General features: G+C 64.8%; 21 protein-coding genes and 1 pseudogene. 8 read left to right on the plus strand and 14 right to left on the minus strand.

All coding sequences use genetic code 11. From position 1 onward, the window contains the following. Nucleotides 1-46 precede the first annotated feature (46 nt). Nucleotides 47-826, minus strand: a complete 780-nt coding sequence (locus CCOS865_RS01175) for an exodeoxyribonuclease III (protein ID WP_119137165.1) — start codon at nt 824-826, stop codon at nt 47-49. Nucleotides 827-906: 80 nt separating this feature from the next. On the opposite strand from CCOS865_RS01175, the gene pyrE reads away from it, so the two are divergent. Beyond that, nucleotides 907-1548, plus strand: a complete 642-nt coding sequence (pyrE, locus tag CCOS865_RS01180) for an orotate phosphoribosyltransferase (RefSeq protein ID WP_119137166.1) — start codon at nt 907-909, stop codon at nt 1546-1548. Nucleotides 1549-1708: 160 nt separating this feature from the next. On the opposite strand, the gene CCOS865_RS01185 is transcribed toward pyrE, so the two are convergent. From CCOS865_RS01185 to coaBC, 7 genes and pseudogenes are all read right to left on the minus strand, one after another. After that, the gene (locus CCOS865_RS01185) at nt 1709-2347 is read right to left on the minus strand and encodes a DUF799 domain-containing protein (protein WP_244216058.1); all 639 of its coding nucleotides are present in this window, start codon (nt 2345-2347) and stop codon (nt 1709-1711) included. Nucleotides 2348-2364: 17 nt separating this feature from the next. Then, nucleotides 2365-2733 (minus strand): DUF4810 domain-containing protein, encoded by a 369-nt coding sequence (locus CCOS865_RS01190; RefSeq protein ID WP_119137168.1) that lies wholly within the window; start codon nt 2731-2733, stop codon nt 2365-2367. 30 nt (nt 2734-2763) lie between these two features. Beyond that, entirely contained in the window at nt 2764-3447 is a 684-nt protein-coding gene (locus CCOS865_RS01195) for a CsgG/HfaB family protein (RefSeq protein WP_244216052.1), read from the minus strand. Between the two features lie 156 nt (nt 3448-3603). Then, nucleotides 3604-4512: an acetylglutamate kinase gene (gene argB / locus CCOS865_RS01200; RefSeq protein WP_119137170.1), complete on the minus strand. Its 909-nt coding sequence runs from the start codon at nt 4510-4512 to the stop codon at nt 3604-3606. Between the two features lie 30 nt (nt 4513-4542). Then, a pseudogene (locus tag CCOS865_RS01205) lies at nt 4543-5919 on the minus strand (phosphomannomutase/phosphoglucomutase); the annotation flags it as partial. A 130-nt stretch (nt 5920-6049) separates the two neighbouring features. After that, nucleotides 6050-6505, minus strand: coding sequence for a dUTP diphosphatase (gene dut, locus CCOS865_RS01210; RefSeq protein ID WP_119137172.1), 456 nt, complete (start codon nt 6503-6505; stop codon nt 6050-6052). 5 nt (nt 6506-6510) lie between these two features. Continuing rightward, nucleotides 6511-7722, minus strand: a complete 1212-nt coding sequence (gene coaBC / locus CCOS865_RS01215) for a bifunctional phosphopantothenoylcysteine decarboxylase/phosphopantothenate--cysteine ligase CoaBC (protein ID WP_119137173.1) — start codon at nt 7720-7722, stop codon at nt 6511-6513. Between the two features lie 120 nt (nt 7723-7842). On the opposite strand from coaBC, the gene radC reads away from it, so the two are divergent. Next, nucleotides 7843-8523: a RadC family protein gene (gene radC, locus CCOS865_RS01220; RefSeq protein WP_119137174.1), complete on the plus strand. Its 681-nt coding sequence runs from the start codon at nt 7843-7845 to the stop codon at nt 8521-8523. A gap of 125 nt (nt 8524-8648) precedes the next feature. Here radC and CCOS865_RS01225 read toward each other — a convergent pair whose 3' ends face one another. Then, complete coding sequence (locus CCOS865_RS01225; RefSeq protein WP_119137175.1) at nt 8649-10241, minus strand: ABC transporter substrate-binding protein; 1593 nt, start codon at nt 10239-10241, stop codon at nt 8649-8651. Nucleotides 10242-10602: 361 nt separating this feature from the next. On the opposite strand from CCOS865_RS01225, the gene rpmB reads away from it, so the two are divergent. Beyond that, nucleotides 10603-10839: a 50S ribosomal protein L28 gene (gene rpmB, locus CCOS865_RS01230; protein WP_023629974.1), complete on the plus strand. Its 237-nt coding sequence runs from the start codon at nt 10603-10605 to the stop codon at nt 10837-10839. An 11-nt stretch (nt 10840-10850) separates the two neighbouring features. Next, on the plus strand, nt 10851-11006 hold the full coding sequence (gene rpmG, locus CCOS865_RS01235; RefSeq protein WP_021702025.1) for a 50S ribosomal protein L33: 156 nt from the start codon (nt 10851-10853) through the stop codon (nt 11004-11006). 86 nt (nt 11007-11092) lie between these two features. Here the strand turns inward: rpmG and CCOS865_RS01240 are convergent, their stop codons facing one another. Then, nucleotides 11093-11452, minus strand: a complete 360-nt coding sequence (locus tag CCOS865_RS01240; RefSeq protein ID WP_119137176.1) for a cupin domain-containing protein — start codon at nt 11450-11452, stop codon at nt 11093-11095. A gap of 195 nt (nt 11453-11647) precedes the next feature. On the opposite strand from CCOS865_RS01240, the gene CCOS865_RS01245 reads away from it, so the two are divergent. Together CCOS865_RS01245 and CCOS865_RS01250 are read left to right on the plus strand one after the other, a co-directional pair. Beyond that, a complete protein-coding gene (locus CCOS865_RS01245; RefSeq protein ID WP_119137177.1) occupies nt 11648-13141 on the plus strand; it encodes an aldehyde dehydrogenase in 1494 nt (497 codons plus the stop codon). A gap of 117 nt (nt 13142-13258) precedes the next feature. Continuing rightward, nucleotides 13259-14398 carry an MFS transporter gene (locus CCOS865_RS01250; protein WP_119137178.1) on the plus strand — a complete coding sequence of 380 codons (1140 nt, stop codon included), beginning with the start codon at nt 13259-13261 and terminating at the stop codon, nt 14396-14398. 145 nt (nt 14399-14543) lie between these two features. On the opposite strand, the gene CCOS865_RS01255 is transcribed toward CCOS865_RS01250, so the two are convergent. After that, on the minus strand, nt 14544-16100 hold the full coding sequence (locus CCOS865_RS01255) for a phospholipase D family protein (protein ID WP_119137179.1): 1557 nt from the start codon (nt 16098-16100) through the stop codon (nt 14544-14546). Nucleotides 16101-16160: 60 nt separating this feature from the next. Continuing rightward, nucleotides 16161-17591 (minus strand): aminotransferase-like domain-containing protein, encoded by a 1431-nt coding sequence (locus tag CCOS865_RS01260; protein ID WP_167468995.1) that lies wholly within the window; start codon nt 17589-17591, stop codon nt 16161-16163. A gap of 178 nt (nt 17592-17769) precedes the next feature. Here CCOS865_RS01260 and CCOS865_RS01265 point away from each other — a divergent pair, with 178 nt between their 5' ends. After that, entirely contained in the window at nt 17770-18000 is a 231-nt protein-coding gene (locus CCOS865_RS01265; RefSeq protein ID WP_119137181.1) for a DUF1127 domain-containing protein, read from the plus strand. Here the strand turns inward: CCOS865_RS01265 and CCOS865_RS01270 are convergent, their stop codons facing one another. Beyond that, nucleotides 18001-19293 carry an NAD(P)/FAD-dependent oxidoreductase gene (locus CCOS865_RS01270; protein WP_119137803.1) on the minus strand — a complete coding sequence of 431 codons (1293 nt, stop codon included), beginning with the start codon at nt 19291-19293 and terminating at the stop codon, nt 18001-18003. 206 nt (nt 19294-19499) lie between these two features. Between CCOS865_RS01270 and CCOS865_RS01275 the strand changes: the two genes are divergently transcribed. Next, complete coding sequence (locus tag CCOS865_RS01275) at nt 19500-19853, plus strand: YkgJ family cysteine cluster protein (RefSeq protein WP_119137182.1); 354 nt, start codon at nt 19500-19502, stop codon at nt 19851-19853. Nucleotides 19854-19856: 3 nt separating this feature from the next. On the opposite strand, the gene dadR is transcribed toward CCOS865_RS01275, so the two are convergent. Further along, complete coding sequence (gene dadR, locus CCOS865_RS01280; protein WP_003258963.1) at nt 19857-20345, minus strand: transcriptional regulator DadR; 489 nt, start codon at nt 20343-20345, stop codon at nt 19857-19859. Nucleotides 20346-20446 lie beyond the last annotated feature (101 nt).

Here is a 20446-nt window from a genome sequence, read left to right on the forward strand (position 1 = left end):
GCGACCGTGAAGGTCGCCTTTTTTGTATCGCGCTGCTGGCCGGGGTTCAGATGGTCAGCGTCCAGTCATAGTCCACGATCAGTGGCGCATGCTGGGAGAACCGCGGCTGGCGCGGCAGGCGGGCGTTACGCACGAAGCGGCGCAGGCCTGGGGTGAGGATCTGGTAATCGAACCGGTAACCCAGGTTGAGCATCTCGGCCTGCTCGTTGTCCGGCCACCAGCTGTACTGGTCGCCTTCGCGGCTGACTTCGCGCAGGGCATCGACGTAGCCCATGTCGCCGACAATCGAGTCCATCCATGCGCGCTCTGGCGGCAGGAAGCCTGGCGATTGCTGGCTGTCGCGCCAGTTCTTGATGTCGAGCTTCTGCTGCGCGACATAGAACGAGCCGCAGTAGATGTACTCGCGGCGCTTGCGGCGCTGCTTGTCCAGGTACTTGCCGAAGTCGTCCATCAACTTGAATTTCTGGTTCAAGTCTTCGTCGCCGTTCATGCCCGAAGGCAACAGCAAGGTGGCAATACTGACTTTGTCGAAATCTGCTTGCAGGTAACGCCCGTAACGGTCGGCTGTCTCGAAGCCCAGGCCGGTGATGACTGCCTTGGGCTGCATCCGCGAGTAGAGCGCCACGCCACCTTGGGCGGGCACCTCTGCATCGCAGGCATAAAGGAAATAGCCATCGAGCTGGAAAGCTGGGTCGTCGAGTTCAAAGGCCGAGGCGCGGGTATCCTGAAGGCAGATGACGTCGGCATTCTGGGCTTGTAGCCAGCTGAGCAAACCACGCTCGGCCGCAGCCTGAATGCCATTAACGTTCACACTGATGATCCGCATAAATGGCCCCAAAAATCTCGTGCGTGTATGATACCCGAGCTCAACTCATTTAGCTAAATCCGTGGTGTCTGGGACTCTTCATGCAGCCGTATCAGCGCGACTTCATCCGTTTTGCCATCGATCGCGGCGTACTGCGCTTCGGTGAGTTCACCCTGAAATCGGGGCGTACCAGCCCGTACTTCTTCAATGCCGGCCTGTTCAACAGCGGCTCGGCGCTTGCCGAGCTGGGGCGTTGCTATGCGGCGGCCATCGTCGACAGCAAGATCCCCTTCGATGTGCTGTTCGGCCCTGCGTACAAGGGCATTCCGCTGGCTTCGGCCACCGCGGTGGCCTTGGCCGACCAGCATCAGCTCGACGTGCCGTGGTGCTTCAACCGCAAGGAAGCCAAGGCCCATGGCGAAGGCGGCAGCCTGGTGGGCGCGCCGCTGGAAGGCAACGTGCTGATCATCGATGACGTGATCACTGCCGGTACCGCCATCCGTGAGGTCATGCAGATCATCAGCGCCCAGCAGGCCAAGGCCGCTGGCGTGTTGATCGCGCTGAACCGCGAAGAGCGCGGCAACGGCGAGCTGTCGGCGATCCAGGAAGTGGAACGCGACTTCGGTATCCCGGTGGTCAGCATCGTTTCGCTGACCCAGGTGCTGGAGTTCCTCGCCGACGACCCGCAGCTCAAGCAGCACCTGCCTGCGGTCGAGGCGTATCGGGCGCAGTACGGGATCTGAGGATCCTGGCCATAAAAAAGGCGACCTTTGTGGGTCGCCTTTTTTTTGCTTTGCCTTCACAGGCCTCTTCGCGGGTAAACCCGCTCCCACAGGGATAGCGCCGCACTGGGTTACGGCGGGGTCTCTGTGGGAGCGGGTTTACCCGCGAAGAAGGCGCCGCTTAGTCAGTGCCGTACTTGGGCGAACGCGGCCCGTAGAGGATGCCGCCATTCGGGTACGGCGACAGCAGCCGTGCGCTGGTCATCGCTGCGATCGGGTAGCCGGCGTCGTCCTGCACGCTGCTGATGATCTGGTTGATCGCCGCCGCCACCAGCATGCCGATCAGGCCGCCCTGGTTCTGCCGGCCTTCTTCGCTGGAGGCCGTGGCGCTGCCGGTCCACAAGGTGGCGCCGGTCTTCAGGTCGACCAGCTTGGCGTTGGCGGTGACTATGGTCGCGCTGCTGATCACCATGTAGCGGGTGCCATAGTCGCTGACCGTCACGTACAGGCCGGCATCGGCGCCGAAGATCTCGTGCAGCTTGGTGGTCGGCAACTGGTGGATGTCGGCCGGGGTGGTCATGCCGTTCTGGCGGAAGGTTTCATCCACCAGGGCGACCGGCATCACGTAGTAGCCGGCTTCCGCCAGCGGGTAGGTCACCTGCGAGAGCATGCTGTAGGTGGCCTTCACGTCCGGCGACTCGTTCAGCGGCGGCAGGATCAGGATCGACTTCGGCCGGCTCTGCTTGTAGGCCGAGTAGTCGATGGTCTTGCGCTCGGCGCAGCCGGCGAACAAGGCCAGCACGCAGGCGCCGACAATCAGTTGGGAGAGGCGCTTGATCACTGTTTGGCTCCTTGCCGGGCGTTGCTCATGAGGAAGTCCATGTAGGCCGTGGACTCAGGGAACAGGGCCTTCTCGGTCTGGAACTGCTGGATCATCTGGTCATCCTTGCCCAGGCTCGAGTAGATCAGCCCCAGCTGCGCGTGATAACCGGGCGGTACCGCGCCGTTCTTGGCCTTGATCTTCTCCAGGTCGCGCTCCAGGGCGATCGCCTGTTCTTCCTTGGACTGGCCCTTGAAGTACTCGTAGACCTGCGGCTGGTAGCTTTCCCACTGGTACAGGGTCTTGTGCGAGTTGCAGCCGACCAGCAGGACGCTGCCCAGCAGCAGCCCGGCGACGGTGCGCCAGGCGGGTTGGGTGATACGCATGAGAGTGTCTTCCTTGTCGTGCCCGCCCGATTACTGGGCCTGAGGCTTCCATTGGCCGCTTTCAACGGCGCCCACCAGCTTGTTCACCGCTTCACGCATGGCCAGGTCGAGGACCTTGCCATTGAGGGTGGAATCGTAGCTGGCCGTGCCACCGAAGCCGATGATCTCGCGGTTGGACAGGGCGTATTCGCCGGCGCCCTGGCTCGAATAGACCACTTCGGAGGTACTGATGTTGACGATGTTCAGCGCGACCTTGGCGTAGGCGATCTGGGTCTTGCCGCGGCCAAGAATGCCGAACAGCTGATGGTCACCGACTTCCTTGCGGCCAAACTCGGTGACATCGCCGGTGACGACGAAGTCAGCGCCCTTGAGCTGCTGCACCTGACGCTTGATGGCCGCTTCCTGCTGGATCTCGCCCATGTTGTCGCGGTCGAGCACGTTGAAGCGGTTGGTCTGCTGCAGGTGGGTGATCAGGATGGTCTTGGCCTGGCCGCCCAGACGGTCGACGCCGTCCGAGAAGATCCCGCGCATGTAGCTGGAGCGGTTGTCGAACTTGCCGACGGCGATCGGGGTGCGCAGGCCGCTGTACGGGCGGTTGACGCTCTCGACCTGTTGCACGGCAACGGCGGTGGATGTTTCGGTGGCGGCACAGCCAGCCAGGGACCCGACAGCCAGGGCGGCTGCCAGCACGAGTCCATGTGATGCGTATTTCACGCGCTTTCTCCAGGTAAATAGGAACTGCTGCTGGGGCGGCTTTGGACCCATCGCGGGCAAGCCCGCTCCTACAGGCACCGCGTCGCTGTTGATGACGACGCGGTGCCTGTAGGAGCGGGCTTGCCCGCGATGGGCCGCAAGGCGGCCCCGGTAATATCAGATGCGTTGCTTGCGATTGGTAATCAGGGTGCCCACGCCGCTGTCGGTGAAGATCTCCAGCAGCACTGCGTTAGGCACGCGCCCGTCGATGATGTGCGAACTCTGCACGCCACCCTGTACCGCTTCCAGGGCGCATTTGATCTTCGGCAGCATGCCGCCGTAGATCGTGCCGTCGGCGATCAGTTCATTGACCTGCTCGGTGGTCAGGCCGGTCAGGACCTGGCCCTGCTTGTCCATCAGGCCGGCGATGTTGGTCAGCAGCATCAGCTTCTCGGCCTTCAGCGCCTCGGCGACCTTGCCTGCGACCAGGTCGGCGTTGATGTTGTACGACTCACCGTTGGCACCGACGCCGATCGGCGCGATCACCGGGATGAAGTCGCCTTTTACCAGCATGTTGAGCAGGTCGGTGTTGACCCCGACGACTTCGCCGACGTGGCCGATGTCGATGATTTCCGGGGTGGTCATCTCCGGGGTCTGGCGCGACACGGTCAGCTTCTTGGCGCGGATCAGCTCGGCGTCCTTGCCGGTCAGGCCGATGGCGCTGCCGCCGTGGCGGTTGATCAGGTTGACGATGTCCTTGTTGACCTGGCCACCGAGGACCATCTCGACCACGTCCATGGTCGCCGAGTCGGTGACGCGCATGCCGTCGATGAAGTGGCTTTCGATCGACAGGCGCTTGAGCAGGTCGCCGATCTGCGGGCCACCGCCGTGCACGACCACCGGGTTGATACCCACGGCCTTCATCAGCACGATGTCACGGGCGAAACCGGTTTTGAGCTCTTCGCTCTCCATCGCGTTGCCGCCGTACTTGATCACCAGGGTCTTGCCGACAAAGCGGCGAATGTAGGGCAGCGCTTCGGACAAAACCTCGGCTACATGGGAAGCGGCATCGCGATCGAGGGTCATGCAGGGCTCCTGTAAGGAACAGATAGTCGGTCAGAACGGCAGTTGCAGCTCAGGGGCAACCCGCAGCAACTGGGCGCGGAAAACATCCTTGATACGTTGCAATTCGGCGTCGCTGTCGGCCTCGAAGCGCAGCACCAGCACCGGTGTGGTGTTGGAGGCGCGCACCAGGCCCCAGCCCTGGGCGTAGTCGACCCGCACACCGTCGATGGTGGTCAGGTTGGCGTCGCCCCAGTCGGCGTCGCGTTGCAGTGCATCAATGATGCTGAATTTACCCTCGTCGGTCACATCAATATTGATTTCCGGCGTGGAAATATCGTTCGGGAAGGCGGCAAACAGGCTTTCGGCGTCCTGCCCGGCGTTGCTGAGGATCTCCAGCAGGCGCGCGGCGCTGTAGATACCGTCGTCGAAACCGTACCAGCGTTCCTTGATGAAGATGTGCCCGCTCATCTCGCCCGCGAGCAACGAGCCGGTCAGCTTCATCTTCTTCTTGATCAACGAGTGACCGGTCTTCCACATTAGCGCGCGGCCACCGTGCTGTTCGATCAACGGGGTCAGGCGGCGGGTGCACTTGACGTCGAAGATGATCTCGGCGCCCGGGTTGCGCGACAGCACGTCCTGGGCGAACAGCATCAGCAGGCGGTCGGGATAGACGATGGTGCCGGTGTTGCTGACCACGCCGACGCGGTCGCCGTCACCGTCGAAGGCCAGGCCGATATCGGCGCCGACTTCCTTGACCTTGGCGATCAGGTCCACCAGGTTCTCAGGCTTGCCCGGGTCCGGGTGGTGGTTGGGGAAGTTGCCGTCCACCTCGCAGAACAGCGGGATCACCTCGCAGCCAAGGGCTTCGATCAGCTGTGGGGCGATCACCCCGGCAGCGCCGTTGCCGCAGTCGACCACCACCTTGAGCTTTTTCTTCAGCTGGATGTCGGCGGTGACCTGGTCGAAGTAGCGGCCGAGGATCTCGACTTTTTCCACACGGCCTTCGCCGCGGCTCAGGTCGTTGGTCTTCAGGCGCGTCAGCAGTGCCTGGATCTGTTCATTGGCCAGGGTGTCGCCGGCAATGACGATCTTGAAACCGTTGTAGTCGGACGGGTTGTGGCTGCCGGTGAGCATCACCCCGGAGGTGCCAGCGAGCACGTTGGCGGCGTAGTACAGCGCCGGGGTCGGCACCAGGCCGACGTCGCTGACCTGGCAACCGGCGTCGACCAGGCCCTGGATCAGTTGCTCGACCAGCAGCGGGCCGGACAGGCGACCGTCACGGCCGACCGAGATGTTGGGTTCGCCCTGGGCCAGGGTCTGGGCACCGATGGCGCGGCCGATCCAGTAGGCGGTCTCGGCGTGCAGGGTCTTGCCGACGACGCCGCGGATGTCATAGGCGCGGAAAATGCTGTCGGGCAAGGCGGGTACCAGCTGGGCCATGTCGTTCATCTCTGGGTGCTCCACTGTCAAAGGCTCTGGGTAGGCGCAAACTGAACGCTTGGACGGCACTTTTGCCAGAGAGTTCGCCATCCTTGGCGTGAACGGTCGGGTTACGGTCTCAGTGGCTGCCGGAGTGGCCGAAGCCGCCAGCGCCGCGCTGGCTCTCGTCGAAGGCCTCGACGATGTCGAAATGCGTCTGCACCACGGGCACCAGCACCAGCTGCGCGATGCGCTCGCCAATGGCGATGGTGAACGGGGTGTTGCCGCGGTTCCAGCACGACACCATCAGCTCGCCCTGGTAGTCCGAGTCGATCAAACCGACCAGGTTACCGAGCACGATGCCGTGCTTGTGGCCCAGGCCCGAGCGCGGCAGGATCAGCGCCGCCAGGCCCGGGTCGCCGACGTAGATCGACAGGCCGGTCGGGATCAGCAGGGTCTGGCCCGGCTCGAGGACGGTGTCCTCCTTGAGCATGGCGCGCAGGTCCAGGCCGGCGGAGCCGGGGGTGGCGTACTGCGGCAGGGGGAATTCGGCGCCAATGCGCGGGTCGAGAATCTTGGCTTGAAGAGCGTGCATGTAACTTATTGAACCTGATTGAGTCGTTCGGCGATGAAAGCAACCAGCTGGCGGGCGATCTTGCCCTTGCTGGTCTGCGCGAAGAGGGTCTGGTGCTGCTGGCGATCGATCACGGTCAAGGCGTTCTCCTCGCTGTTGAAGCCGATGCTGGGGTTGGCCACATCATTGGCGACGATCAGGTCGAGGTTCTTGTCCTTGAGCTTGCGCGTGGCGTAATCGAGCAAGTGTTCGGTCTCGGCGGCAAAGCCGACGCTGAACGGCCGGTCGGCACGCCCAGCCAGGGTCGCAAGGATATCCGGATTACGCACCATCTGCAGCAGCATGCCGTCGCCGGTCGTAGGATCCTTCTTGAGTTTCTGTGTGGCGACGACTTCCGGGCGGTAGTCCGCCACCGCTGCCGAGGCGATGAACAGGTCGCAGGGCATGGCCGCTTCACAGGCTGCGAGCATGTCTCGGGCGCTGACCACGTCGATCCGGTTGACCCGATCTGGCGTCTGCAGGTGCACCGGGCCCGTGACCAGGGTCACCCGAGCCCCGGCTTCAGCGGCCGCTTCGGCCAGGGCGAAGCCCATCTTGCCGGAGCTATGATTGGTGATGTAGCGCACCGGGTCGATGTTTTCCTGGGTCGGCCCGGCGGTGATCAGCACGTGTTTGCCGGTCAGCGCCTGGCGCTTGAAGCTTTCGGCGGCGCACCAGGCCAGGTCGGCGGCTTCGAGCATGCGGCCGAGGCCGACGTCGCCACAGGCCTGGCTGCCGGAGGCCGGGCCGAACACCTGGATGCCGCGGCTTTGCAGGAGCTCGAGGTTGGCCTGGGTGGCCGGGTCGCGCCACATGGCCTGGTTCATCGCCGGGGCCACGGCGACCGTGGCGTCGGTGGCCAGCACCAGGGTGGTCAGCAGGTCATTGGCCATGCCCTGGGCCATGCGCGCCATGACGTCGGCGGTGGCCGGGGCGATCAGCACCAGGTCGGCCCATTTGGCCAGTTCGATGTGGCCCATGGCCGCTTCGGCGGCAGGGTCGAGCAAGTCCATGTGCACCGGGTGCCCGGACAGCGCCTGCAGGGTCAGTGGGGTGATGAACTCGGCACCGCCGCGGGTCATGACGACGCGCACCTGCGCGCCGTGTTCCAGGAGTCGGCGGATCAGCTCGGCGCTCTTGTAGGCGGCAATGCCGCCACCCACGCCGAGAACGATGCGCTTGCGATACAGCCGCTGCATAAGCTTGCCTTTTTCCAGTGAAAGCGGGCGACGACAAACAAGGCCTGCGGCAGATCGTCGCATTTACGAAGCGAAATAGATTACCACAGGGCCCAAACGCGCCGCAGCCAAGGAGCAGCGATGAACATCAGGGAGTGGCCGGTAAACGAACGGCCAAGAGAGAAACTGCTGCACAAGGGCGCGGGGAGCCTGTCGGATGCCGAGTTGCTTGCGGTATTCCTTGGTTCAGGTGTGCGAGGTTGCAACGTGCTGGAGCTCGCACGGGGGCTGCTGGCCAAATTTGGAGGGTTGCGCCAGTTGCTGGATGCCGACAGGGAGTCTTTTTTAGCCGAGCTCGGACTCGGGCCGGTCAGGTACAGCCAGCTGCAAGCGCTGCTGGAGATCGGCCGCAGGAACCTTGAAACGTCGATTGATCGCGAGGCCGCCATGGAGAATCCAGCGGCGGTCCGCAGGTACCTGAAGTCGATGCTCCGTCATGAGCCCAGCGAGGTGTTCGGCTGCCTGTTCCTGGACTCCAAGCACCGGCCGCTGGCGTTCGAGATTCTGTTTCGCGGCACCATCGACCGCGCCAATATCTATCCCCGCGAGGTGGTGCGGCGCTCGCTGCTGCACAACGCAGCGGCGCTGATCCTCTGTCACAACCACCCTTCAGGGAGCTGTGAGCCGAGCCAGGATGACGTGCACATGACCCTGTCGCTCAAGCGCGGGTTGGCGCTGATCGATGTGCGCGTGCTGGATCACGTGATCATTGGTGACGGCGAGCCGCTGTCGATGGTCGAGCATGGGTGGATGGCGGGCTGATTCGTAGTGTCCTTGCCGGCCTCTTCGCGGGTGAACCCGCTCCCACAGGGTGGGATCGCGCCGAACCCTGTGGGAGCGGGTTTACCCGCGAAGAGGCCAGGGCTGAAACCCCGGCTGGCCTGGCCTTAGCGCGTCACCGACACCTTGCTGAAGTCCAGCCGCCCGAACGGGCTCACCTGATACCCCTCGACGCCCTTGCGCAGCAGCGTCGCCGCCGTCGGGTGCGCCAGTGGCAGCCACAACGCCTGCTGCTGGATCAGCGCCTGCGCCTGCTCGTACAGGCGGCTGCGCACGCTCTGGTCGTTGGTGGTGCGCCCAGCGCTGATCAGCTGGTCCAGGCGGGTGTCGCAGAAGCGCGCGAAGTTGGTCCCGGACTTGACCGCCGCGCAGGAAAACTGCGGGGTGAGGAAGTTGTCCGGGTCGCCGTTGTCGCCCGCCCAGCCCATGAACAGCAGGTCATGCTCGCCGGCCTTGGCACGGCGGATCAGCTCGCCCCATTCGATCACGCGGATCTCGCTCTTGATGCCGATCTTGGCCAGGTCGGCCTGCAGCATCTGCGCGCCCAGGTTGGGGTTGGGGTTGAGCAGGCTGCCGGAAGGGCGGGTCCAGATGGTGGTGCTGAAACCGTCCGCCAGGCCGGCCTTGGTCAGCAGCGCCTGGGCTTTTTTCAGGTCGGTCGGGTAGCCCGGCAGGCCCTTGGCGTAGCTCCAGGTGGTGGACGGGTAGGGGCCGTCGGCCGCAGTGCCGGTGTCTTCGAACACCGCCTTGAGGTAGCTCGCCTTGTCGAACGCGAGGTTGATCGCCTGGCGCACCTCGGGCTTGTCCAGCGGCGGGTGCTGGCTGTTGATGGCGACGAAGGCGGTCATGAAGGCCGGGGTGCTGGCGACCGAGAGGTTGGCGTCCTTGCCCGCCTCGGCGACGTCCAGCGGCTTGGGCGACAGGGCCACCTGGCACTCCCCGCGCTTGAGCTTCTGCAGGCGCACGTTGGCGTCCGGGGTGATCGCGTAGACCAACGGGCCGACAGCCGGTTTGCCGGCGAAGTACTCGGCGTTGGCCTCGTAGCGCACCTGGGCGTCCTTCTGGAAGCGTTTGAACACGAACGGTCCCGTACCTACCGGTTGGCTGTTGAGCTTCTCAGGGGTGCCCGCCTTGAGCAGCAGGTCGGCATACTCGGCCGAGTAGATCGAGGCAAAGCCCATGCTCAGGGTGGCCAGGAAGGTCGCGTCCGGGTGGCTCAGGGTAAAGCGCACGCTGTGCGGGTCGGGCGCGTCGATCGACTTGATCAGGCTGCCCAGTTGCAGCGACTGGGCGTGCGGGTAGCCGCTCGGGGCGGTCTTGTGCCAGGCGTGGGCCGGGTAGAGCATGCGCTGGAAGCTGAACAGCACGTCGTCGGCGTTCAGCGCGCGGCCGGGTTTGAAGTACGCGGTGGTGTGGAACTTGACGTCGTCGCGCAGCTTGAAGTCGTACACCAGGCCGTCGGCCGAGACCGTCCAGCTCAGCGCCAGGCTCGGCACCACCTTGCCGGCTGCCGCATCGAACTCCACCAGGCGGTTCATCAGCACGTCGGCCGAGGCGTTGGTGGTGGTCAGCGAGTTGTACTGGACCACGTCGAAGCCTTCCGGGCTGGCCTCGGTGCAGACGACGAGCGGCGCCGCCTGGGCGAGCCCGCTGAGCAACAGGCTGGAAGAAAACAACAGGGAAAGGGCGGCGGCGCGCATCAAAGCTCCTTGGCTGGTCAGTGGCCCATCTGCCAGTGCAGTCTGGAAACGTCCTACCCTAGTGCGGGCGTTGGCAAATGACCACACCCTTTTTTACAAACCCTGCGACGAGCGGTCGACAGTGCGCGGGCCTTGTCGCTATGCTGGCCGCACTCGCTTGGCCGTGCGCAGAGACTTATCTTTTGTTGTTGTGGCCGAGTCTTTCTGGTATAAAGCAGCGCTCTTTTCTAGGGGCTCGCTCTGTCGCGAAAGCGGATCCGGTCGATAAGACCCCCGGAAACACGGCGCCTGGCGCCATAGACTGAGAGATTAAGCGGCCAACCCATGCCGGGTTGGGCATGTGGTTTTAGAGGGCTGAGGCATGTCGAGAGTCTGTCAAGTTACCGGTAAGGGTCCGGTGACTGGGAATAACATTTCCCACGCAAACAACAAAACCCGTCGTCGTTTCCTGCCAAACCTGCAGCACCACCGTTTCTGGGTTGAATCCGAGAAGCGTTTCGTGCGTCTGCGCGTTTCCGCCAAGGGCATGCGTATCATCGACAAGCGCGGCATCGATGCCGTTCTGGTTGACATCCGCCGTGCCGGCGCCAAGGTTTAAGGGAGAGCATCATGCGTGAATTGATCCGTCTGGTATCGAGTGCTGGCACTGGCCACTTCTACACCACCGACAAGAACAAGCGCACCACCCCGGACAAGATCGAGATCAAGAAATACGATCCGGTCGTCCGTAAGCACGTGACCTACAAGGAAGCCAAGATCAAGTAATTGATCGGCAACCTGAAAAAAACCCGCTTCCTCACGGACGCGGGTTTTTTTATGCCTGTGGCCTGGCGCGGTGGCGCCAGCCCGGCTTACTGCTGTTCGAACATCACGTAGATCTTGCGGCACGGCTCCAGCACCTCCCAGGTGCCCTTGAAGCCCGCCGGGATCACGAACCGATCGCCGGCACGCAAAGTCTTGGCCTCACCCGCCTCGTCGCGCAGCACCGACACGCCGTGGACGATCTCGCAGTATTCATGCTCGGTGTAGCTCACCGTCCATTGACCGACTGCACCTTCCCAGACGCCGGCCGCGAACTGGCCGCAGGGGCTGGAGTAGTGGTTGTAGACAGCCTGGTCCGGTTCGCCCTTGAGAATTTTCTCTGCCGCAGGGCGATAGCGCTCGGCTTCAGTCAGGACCTGGGCGAAGTCGACGATGCTATTGATGCTCATGGTTGCGCCTCTTGTTGTTTAATAAAATGCACATCAGTAGGCTTTTGGGCCTTCAGTGTCAAATATATTGATAGTTTACCCGGGCTGGTTTAGGGTTACAGCTGCCAGTGTGCGCTCGTCGCCCGGCCAGAATTCATGACAGCGCCTGTGAGTCTCCAGTGCGGCGCCGGACCTTAACAAGAGGAGCAGATTCGTATGACCACCCTGACTCGTGCGGACTGGGAACAGCGTGCCCAGCAACTGAAGATCGAAGGCCGCGCCTTCATCAATGGCGAATACACCGACGCCGTCTCGGCTGAAACCTTCGATTGCCTGAGCCCGGTGGACGGGCGCTTCCTGGCCAAGGTTGCCAGCTGCGACCTGGCCGACGCCAACCGCGCCGTCGAAAACGCCCGTGCCACCTTTGACTCCGGCGTCTGGTCGCGCCTGGCCCCGGCCAAGCGCAAGGCCAAGCTGATCCGCTTTGCCGAGCTGCTGCGCACCCACGTCGAAGAGCTGGCGCTGCTCGAAACCCTGGACATGGGCAAGCCGATCGGCGACTCCTCGAGCATCGACGTACCCGGCGCGGCGCAAGCCCTGCACTGGAATGCCGAAGCCATCGACAAGGTCTACGACGAGGTCGCACCGACCCCGCACGACCAGCTCGGCCTGGTGACCCGCGAGCCCGTGGGCGTGGTCGGTGCCATCGTGCCGTGGAACTTCCCCCTGCTGATGGCCTGCTGGAAGCTCGGCCCGGCCCTGGCCACCGGTAACTCGGTGGTGCTCAAGCCGTCCGAAAAATCGCCGCTGACCGCCATCCGCATCGCCCAGCTGGCGATCGAAGCCGGGATCCCGGCCGGCGTGCTCAACGTGCTGCCAGGCTACGGCCACACCGTTGGCAAGGCCCTGGCCCTGCACATGGACGTCGACACCCTGGTGTTCACCGGTTCGACCAAGATCGCCAAGCAGCTGATGATCTACGCTGGCGAATCGAACATGAAGCGCATCTGGCTGGAGGCCGGTGGCAAGAGCCCGAACATCGTCTTCGCCGACGCACCGGACCTGCAGGCCGCCGCCGAATCGGCTGCCAGCGCCATCGCCTTCAACCAGGGCGAAGTGTGCACCGCCGGTTCCCGTCTGCTGGTCGAGCGTTCGATCAAGGACCAGTTCCTGCCGCTGGTGGTCGAGGCCCTCAAGGCCTGGAAACCGGGCAACCCGCTGGACCCGGCGACCACCGTCGGCGCGCTGGTGGATGCTCAGCAGATGAACACCGTGCTGTCGTACATCGACGCCGGGCACCAGGACGGCGCCACGCTGCTGGCCGGTGGCAAGCGCATCCTCGAAGAGACGGGCGGCACCTATGTCGAGCCGACCATCTTCGACGGCGTGACCAATGCCATGAAGATCGCCCAGGAAGAAATCTTCGGCCCGGTACTGTCGGTGATCACCTTCGACACCGCCGAAGAAGCCATCGCCATTGCCAACGACACGCCGTATGGCCTGGCCGCGGGCATCTGGACCTCGGACATCTCCAAGGCGCATAAAACCGCCCGCGCCGTGCGCGCTGGCAGTGTCTGGGTCAACCAGTACGACGGCGGCGACATGACCGCGCCGTTCGGTGGCTTCAAGCAGTCGGGCAACGGCCGTGACAAGTCGCTGCATGCGCTGGAGAAGTACACCGAGCTGAAGGCGACCTGGATCAAGCTGTAAGGCCAGCGCTGCATCGCGGGCTTGCCCCGCGATGGGGCCTCAAGAGAACAGCCGGGTCGGCCCACGCCGTCCCGGCTGTTCTGTCTCTGCCATTCAAGATCTGCCTGGGAGGCTGTCATGCGGTGGGCTACCTACTTTGCCGTGCTGGCATCGGTACTCAGCGTCGGCCTGGCGCTTGGCGTGAGCATGCCGCTGGTGTCCTTGCGCCTGGAAAGCTGGGGTTACGGCGAGTTCGCCATCGGTGTCATGGCCGCCATGCCGGCCATCGGCGTGTTGCTCGGCGCGAGCCTGGCCAGTCGCCTGGCCGGTTGGCTCGGCGTCCCCGCCGCCATGCGCCTGTGCCTGTGGGGCGGGGCGCTGTCGATCGGCCTGGTGGCCGTGCTGCCGAGCTATCCGCTGTGGCTGGGCTTGCGTCTGTTGATCGGCATGTCGCTGACCGTGGTGTTCATCCTTGGCGAAAGCTGGATCAACCAACTGGTGGTCGAACAGTGGCGTGGCCGGCTGGTGGCGCTGTACGGCAGCAGCTATGCGCTGAGCCAGTTGGCCGGGCCGCTGGTGCTGGGCTTTCTCGGCTCGGATGACGACTTCGGCTTCTGGGCCGCCACCGGGCTGCTGGTCCTCGCGCCGCTGGTGCTGCTGGGCCGCGGCGGGGCGCCGACCACCGAAGCCTACAGCGTCACGTTCAGGGACCTGTTGGCCTTCTGCCGGCGGTTGCCGGTGATCGCCTGGGCCATTGCCTTGTTCGCCGCCTTCGAGGCGATGATCCTGACCCTGTTGCCGGTGTACTGCCTGCAGCAGGGGTTTTCGGCGGAGATCGCGCTGTTCATGGTCAGCACCGTGGTGGTGGGCGATGCGGTGCTGCAGCTGCCGATTGGTGCAATGGCCGACAAGATGTCGCGGCAGACCTTGTTCAGCGGCTGCGCGGTGACCTTGATGGTGTCCAGCCTGGCGATTCCGCTGCTGCTGGACACCGCGCTGATCTGGCCGGTGTGGGTGCTGTTCGGGGCCAGTGCCGGGGGCTTGTTCACGCTGTCGCTGATCTTGATCGGCGAGCGTTATCGGGATGATGCGCTGGTGCGCGCGAACGCCCATGTGGCGCAGCTGTGGGGTATTGGTTGCCTGCTCGGGCCGTTGTTGGCGGGGGCGGGGAGCCAGTGGATCAGCGGCCATGCGCTGCCGTTGCTGATGGCGGTGGGGGCGGCGGGGTTGGTGGTGCTGACCCGGCGGCGGGGTGCCTTCGAGCCCGCGTCTGTCTGATAGATCCTGGGGCTGCTGCGCAGCCCTATCGCGACACAAGGCCGCTCCCACATTGGACCGCGTTGCGCAGACCCCTGTGGGAGCGGCCTTGCCGGGGCGCCGGACCGGTCGGAAAGGGGCGCAAAGCGCCCCCGGCGATTTCAGCTCAGAGCATCTTCTCCAGCCCCACCGCCTTGCTGATCCAGGCATTGAAGCGCCGCCACATGCCACCGGGCTCGGTGGTCAGCACATGCCGCTGGCCATTGTCTTCGGTCACCCAGACCATCTTGCCGTCGACCAGCGTCGGCTGATAGCTCAGCGCCGGCGCCATGCCCTGCAGCGCCAGCTCGCGGGTGTACTCGGCCAGCTCCGGGCTGTCGACCAGCACGCCGACCTCGGTGTTCCACAGCACCGAGCGCGGGTCGAAGTTGAACGAGCCAATGAACGTCTTGTGTCGGTCGAACACGATCGCCTTGCTGTGCAGGCTGGAGTCCGAACCGCCATGGAAGTTGAGCCCGCGCCGAGCGCTCGGGTCGCCCGGCTGGCGCCGCAGCTCGTACAACTGCACACCGTGCTCGAGCAACGCGCGCCGGTAGGGCGCATAGCCGCCATGCACGGCCGGCACGTCAGTGGCCTCCAGGGCGTTGGTCAGCAGCTTGACCGAGATGCCCGCGTCGGCATGGCTGGTCAGGTACAGCAGCCCCGACTCGCCGGGGACGAAATACGCCGACACCAGGATCAGTTCGTGATGGACGTTGTTCAGGTCCGGCGCCAGCTGCTGGCTCATCAGCAGCTGCGGGTCCGGCTCATCGCGCGCCAGGACCTTGCTCGGCGCATCCCACAGCGCCTGGCTGTGCGCCCAGATCAGCTCGTTGCGCCAGACGTCCAGGCGCGGCTGCGACTGATACGCCATCAACCGGTCATACAAGGCCTTGCGCTTGATTCGCGCCTCGGCCAGCGACACTTCCAGGCGCTGGCGGCTGGCGCGCAGGTCCGCTTGGTCCGGCTGGCGCCAGAGGAAGTCGCCGATCGGCCGGCTCAGGGCGCTGTTCCAGTACTGGTCGAAACCGTGGCCGAGCTGCTCGGCGACCGGGCCGACACCGAGCAGGTCGATGTCGGTGAAGTTCAGGTTGGGCTCGGCGTCGAAGTATTCGTCGCCCAGGTTGCGCCCACCGACGATGGCCATGCTGTTGTCGACCAGGAACAGCTTGTTGTGCATCCGCCGGTGCTGGCGCGACAGGTTGAACAGCCGCCCCATGGCCCGGGTAACGCCGGTGCTGCGGCCCAGGTTGAGCGGGTTGAACACGCGGATGTCGATGTTCGGGTGGGCGGCCAGGGTGCCGATCAAGGTGTCGAGGCCATCGCTGGTGGTGTCGTCGAGCAGGATCCGCACCCGCACGCCGCGGTCGGCGGCGCGCAGCAGCTCATGCACCAGCGCCCGGGTGCTGAGGCCGTCATGCACGATGTAGTACTGCACGTCGATGCTCGCCTGGGCGTTGCGGATCAGCTCGGCGCGGGCGCGGAAGGCTTCGTTGCTGTTGGGCAGCAGGCGAAAGCCCGAGCGACCCTCGTACGGTGCGGCCTGGCGCAGGACCGAGCGGCCGAACGGCGATTCGCTGGCGGGCAACGCCTGGCTGACTTCACGCGGTGGGCTGACGCTGGCGCAGCCGCTGAGGCCAAGCACTAGCGCCAGCAGGAAAGGCAGAATTCGCTGGAGTCTCAAGTCGGATCGTCCTGTACCGCAAAGGCCTGAGTGCTATGGACCCTGGAAGGCGGCGCAAAGTTACGCCTCGCTGTGCTCGTCGACCAGTAGACGAAGGGCGGTTTCGCCAACCTTGCGCACCGCCGCCTCGATTTCGACGGTTGGCCGCGCCGCGTAGTTCATCCGCAGGCAGTGCCGGTACTTGCCCGACGCCGAGAAGATGCTGCCCACGGCGATCTGCACCCCTTGTTCCAGTAAAGCGCGGTTCAGGCGCAGCGTATCGAAACTTTCCGGCAGTTCGACCCACAGCATGAAGCCGCCCTGGGGCCGGCTGACGCGGGTGCCTGGTGGGAAGTAACGCGCCACCCAGTCGCTCATCAGGTCGCGACCCCGCTGGTACTGGCTGCGCATGCGCCGCACATGCGGGTGGTAATGGCCGGCCTCGATGAAGTCGGCAATCGCCAGCTGCGGTTGGGCGGCGGTGCTGCCGGTGCTGATGTACTTCATGTGCAGCACCCGCTCCAGGTAGCGCCCCGGCGCGACCCAGCCGATCCGCAGGCCGGGCGCGAGGGTCTTGGAGAACGAGCTGCAGAGCAGCACGCGGCCGTCTTCGTCGAACGACTTGACCGTGCGCGGGCGCGGGTAGGTGTAGGCCAGGTCGCCATACACGTCGTCTTCGAGGATCGCCACGTCATAGCGCTGGGCCAGGGTCAGCAGGGCCTTCTTGCGCGCCTCGGGCATGATGTAGCCCAGCGGGTTGTTGCAGCTCGGGGTGATCTGGATCAGTTTGATCGGCCACTGCTCAAGGGCCAGTTCGAGGGCTTCGAGGCTGATCCCGGTGAGCGGGTCGGTGGGGATTTCCAGCGCTTTCATGCCCAGGCCCTTGAGGGTCTGCATGGCGCCGTGGAAGCTGGGGGAGTCCACCGCGACGATGTCGCCGGGCGCGCACACCGCGCGAATGCTGGTCGACAGCGCCTCGTGGCAGCCGGTGGTGACCACCAGTTCGGCCGGGCCCAGGCGGCAGCCGGAGTCGAGCATCAGCCGGGCGATCTGCTCGCGCAGGGCCAGGTTGCCGTGAATGTTGTCGTAGTACAGCCCCGGCATGTCCTGCCGCCGGCTGAGCTGGGCGAGGCTGCGCAGCAGCGGCTTGAGCGTGGCGCTGGTGACGTCGGGCATGCCCCGGCCGAGCTGTACCACATCGGCGCGCGGGTTGCTGCGGACCAGCTCCAGCACCTGCTCCCACTGGGAGATGTCCACGGGCCGTTGCGCCGGTCGGCTCACAGCCGGCAGCGCTGGCAGGCTGCGGTGATCGGTGACGAAGTAGCCGGATTTCGGCCGCGGCGAGACCAGGCCGTTGTCTTCGAGCATGCGGTAGGCCTGCTGTACGGTGCTCAGGCTGACCCCGTGCTCCAGGCTCAGCGAGCGCACCGAAGGCAGGCGCTGGCCCGGGCGGTAGAGCCCTTGCTCGATGCGCGCGCCGAGCAGTTCGGCGAGGTTCAGGTAGAGGGTCACGGCATACTCCCGCAAAAAGCCCGGTCTTCGACCAGTACAGATGGGCCGAAAATACAGCATTCAGGGGCAGAACTGCCAATTCTGTATCGAAATAATAAAAGATGTTTGCATCTGTATCGGCCAGGTCGCCGACGCGCATGCTGTGCCCACGGTTCGATCAGATGAGGAGGATGCCGTGATGGGTAGTTTCAGCGATGTGGGCGTGCAACGGTTGGCCAAGGAGCTCGACGCGGGGCAGCAGCCCCGGCTCTACAATGCCCCCGCCGGCCTGGGGCGGATCGGCCTGATGCTGCACCGTTGGACGACCCGCCGCACGCTGCTGCAGCTGGATGACGCGCAGCTGCGCGATGTCGGCCTGAGCTGGGAGCAGGCCCGCGAAGAGGGCCGTAAACCGTTCTGGCGGGGCTGACTAGACCAGCTCTTTCAGCCGATGCCAGAGCATGCCCAGCGCCAGCAACGGCGAACGCAGGTGCTTGCCGCCCGGGAAGGTGATGTGCGGCACCTGGGCGAACAGGTCGAAACGCCCGCTCTGCTGGCCGCTGATGGCTTCGCCGAGCAGGCGCCCGGCCAGGTGGGTGGCGTTCAGCCCGTGACCGGAATAGGCCTGGGCGTAATACACGTTGGGTTGGCTGGCCAGCCGGCCGATCTGCGGCAGGCGGTTGGCACCGATGCCGATCATGCCGCCCCATTGGTAGTCGATGCGCACGTCGGCCAGCTGCGGGAACACCTTGAGCAGCTTGGGTCGCATGTAGCCGGCGATGTCCTGCGGGTCGCGCCCGGAGTAGTGGCAGGCGCCGCCGAACAGCAGCCGGTGATCCGCCGAGAGGCGGTAGTAGTCGAGGGCCACGCGTTGGTCGCAGACCGCCATGTTCTGTGGCAGCAGGGCGCGCGCACGGGCTTCACCGAGTGGCTCGGTGGCGATGATGTAGCTGCCGGCGGGCAGCACCTTGCCGCCCAGCTCGCGGTTGAGGTCGTTGTGGTAGGCGTTGCAGCACAGCACCAGGGTGTTGGCGCGGACCACGCCGCTGGCGGTGTGGACCTGTACCTGCGGGCCATAGTCGATGCGGGTGACGGCCGAGTGCTCGTGCAGCTTCACGCCCAGCTGGGTGGCGACCGCCGCTTCGCCGAGGGCCAGGTTGAGCGGGTGCAGGTGGCCCGAGCCCATGTCGATCAGGCCGCCGACGTAGCGCTCGGAGTCGACCACGGTATGGATCTGCTCGGCACTTACCAGGCGCAGTTCGTGCGCGTAGCCCAGGCTGCGCAGTTCTTCGGCGTCTTCGGCGAAGCCTCGCAGCTCGCCAGGCTTGTTGGCCAGGTCGCAGTAGCCCCAGGTCAGGTCGCAGGCAATGGCATGACGCTCGATGCGTTGGCGGACGATATCGACGGCTTCCAGGCCCATCAGCTTGAGGCTGCGCACGCCTTGTTCGCCGAGGACGGGGAGGAACTGGTCGAGGCCATGGCCGACGCCGCGGATCAGTTGGCCGCCGTTGCGGCCACTGGCGCCCCAGCCGACCTTGTGGGCTTCGAGGAGGATCACCGAGAGGCCGCGTTCGGCCAGTTCGATGGCCGTGTTCAGGCCCGAGTAGCCGCCGCCGACGATGCACACGTCGGCGCTGTGCTGGCCTTGCAGGGCAGGGTACTCAGGTTGGGGCGCGCTGCTGGCGGCGTAGTAGGAGGCGGCGTGCTGCGCGCTGTGGATCATCGGCTTGGCCTTGGTGAGCAGGGTGAAGAGGGCGAGGATAAGCCGGGGTGGGCGGTGCGGCAACTGCCCCTTTCGCGGGGCAAGCCCGCTCCCACAGGTTTTGTGCTGGCCCCGGAATTTGGGCATTGCAGGGATCCTGTGGGAGCGGGCTTGCCCCGCGAAAGCGGCTTATAATCCCCCACACCTTTCAGATCTGTACCGCATCCATGTCCTGCAACCGCCACAAGATCCACTTCCTGCGTGAGCTCATTCCTGCCTTCGAATGCGAGCCCGGCTGCCACGACTGTTGCGGCCCGGTCACCACCTCGACGGAAGAAATGGCCCAGCTGCCGCGCAAGTCCCAGGCCGAGCAGGACGCCGCCCTCGAGCGCCTCGACTGCGTGCACCTCGGCCCGCAAGGCTGCACCGTCTATGAGGACCGGCCAATGATCTGCCGCCTGTTCGGCACCACCCCGCGCATGGCCTGCCCGCGTGGCCGCGGCCCGGCGCAGCCGATCGACGCCCAGGCCGAACACCTGGTCCACCAGTTCATCGCCACGACCCGCCAGGTACTGGTCTGAGAATCAGTCCGGAATCGGCAGGCACAGGCTCTCTTTGACTTCTTCCATGACGATGTAGCTCTTCGACTCGCGCACGTGCGGCAGCTTCAGCAGGATGTCGCCCAGCAGCTTGCGGTAGGAGGCCATCTCGGAAATCCGCGCCTTCACCAGGTAGTCGAAATCGCCCGACACCAGGTGGCACTCGAGCACGTGCGGCAGCTTCAGCACCGCGCGGCGGAACTCCTCGAAGGTGTCCCCGGACTTGTAGTCCAGGCTGATCTCGACGAACACCAGCAGGCTGCCCTTGAGGTGCTGCGGATTGAGCCGGGCGTTGTAGCCCATGATGATCCCCTCGCGCTCCAGGCGGCGTACGCGCTCGGTGCACGGGGTCGTGGAGAGGCCTACTTTTTCGCCCAGTTCAGTGAACGAGATACGCCCGTCATTCTGCAGGATCCGCAGGATATTGCGGTCGATCTTGTCCAGTTCACGCTTGCTCTGATGCTGGGTTCTCATAGGGGATGCCCCTCCGTTAAAGGCCACTATGCCGAGAATTGTCGCCAAATATAGGCTTTTATATAGTGAAATGCACTGGCCTGTCCTTTTTATACTGCGCG

The sequence above is a fragment of the Pseudomonas reidholzensis genome (assembly GCF_900536025.1).
Classification (GTDB): Bacteria; Pseudomonadota; Gammaproteobacteria; order Pseudomonadales; family Pseudomonadaceae; genus Aquipseudomonas; species Aquipseudomonas reidholzensis.

What these genes read in the sequence shown, in the direction of transcription:
- CCOS865_RS01190 (WP_119137168.1), bottom strand. Translation starts at nt 2,733, where the DNA reads ATGCGTATCACCCAACCCGCCTGGCGCACCGTCGCCGGGCTGCTGCTG.
- CCOS865_RS01275 (WP_119137182.1), top strand. Translation starts at nt 19,500, where the DNA reads ATGTCCTGCAACCGCCACAAGATCCACTTCCTGCGTGAGCTCATTCCT.
- argB (WP_119137170.1), bottom strand. Translation starts at nt 4,512, where the DNA reads ATGACCCTCGATCGCGATGCCGCTTCCCATGTAGCCGAGGTTTTGTCC.
- CCOS865_RS01240 (WP_119137176.1), bottom strand. Translation starts at nt 11,452, where the DNA reads ATGAGCATCAATAGCATCGTCGACTTCGCCCAGGTCCTGACTGAAGCC.
- CCOS865_RS01175 (WP_119137165.1), bottom strand. Translation starts at nt 826, where the DNA reads ATGCGGATCATCAGTGTGAACGTTAATGGCATTCAGGCTGCGGCCGAG.
- CCOS865_RS01250 (WP_119137178.1), top strand. Translation starts at nt 13,259, where the DNA reads ATGCGGTGGGCTACCTACTTTGCCGTGCTGGCATCGGTACTCAGCGTC.
- rpmB (WP_023629974.1), top strand. Translation starts at nt 10,603, where the DNA reads ATGTCGAGAGTCTGTCAAGTTACCGGTAAGGGTCCGGTGACTGGGAAT.
- radC (WP_119137174.1), top strand. Translation starts at nt 7,843, where the DNA reads ATGAACATCAGGGAGTGGCCGGTAAACGAACGGCCAAGAGAGAAACTG.
- dut (WP_119137172.1), bottom strand. Translation starts at nt 6,505, where the DNA reads ATGCACGCTCTTCAAGCCAAGATTCTCGACCCGCGCATTGGCGCCGAA.
- CCOS865_RS01245 (WP_119137177.1), top strand. Translation starts at nt 11,648, where the DNA reads ATGACCACCCTGACTCGTGCGGACTGGGAACAGCGTGCCCAGCAACTG.
- coaBC (WP_119137173.1), bottom strand. Translation starts at nt 7,722, where the DNA reads ATGCAGCGGCTGTATCGCAAGCGCATCGTTCTCGGCGTGGGTGGCGGC.
- rpmG (WP_021702025.1), top strand. Translation starts at nt 10,851, where the DNA reads ATGCGTGAATTGATCCGTCTGGTATCGAGTGCTGGCACTGGCCACTTC.
- CCOS865_RS01225 (WP_119137175.1), bottom strand. Translation starts at nt 10,241, where the DNA reads ATGCGCGCCGCCGCCCTTTCCCTGTTGTTTTCTTCCAGCCTGTTGCTC.
- CCOS865_RS01270 (WP_119137803.1), bottom strand. Translation starts at nt 19,293, where the DNA reads ATGATCCACAGCGCGCAGCACGCCGCCTCCTACTACGCCGCCAGCAGC.
- CCOS865_RS01265 (WP_119137181.1), top strand. Translation starts at nt 17,770, where the DNA reads ATGGGTAGTTTCAGCGATGTGGGCGTGCAACGGTTGGCCAAGGAGCTC.
- dadR (WP_003258963.1), bottom strand. Translation starts at nt 20,345, where the DNA reads ATGAGAACCCAGCATCAGAGCAAGCGTGAACTGGACAAGATCGACCGC.
- pyrE (WP_119137166.1), top strand. Translation starts at nt 907, where the DNA reads ATGCAGCCGTATCAGCGCGACTTCATCCGTTTTGCCATCGATCGCGGC.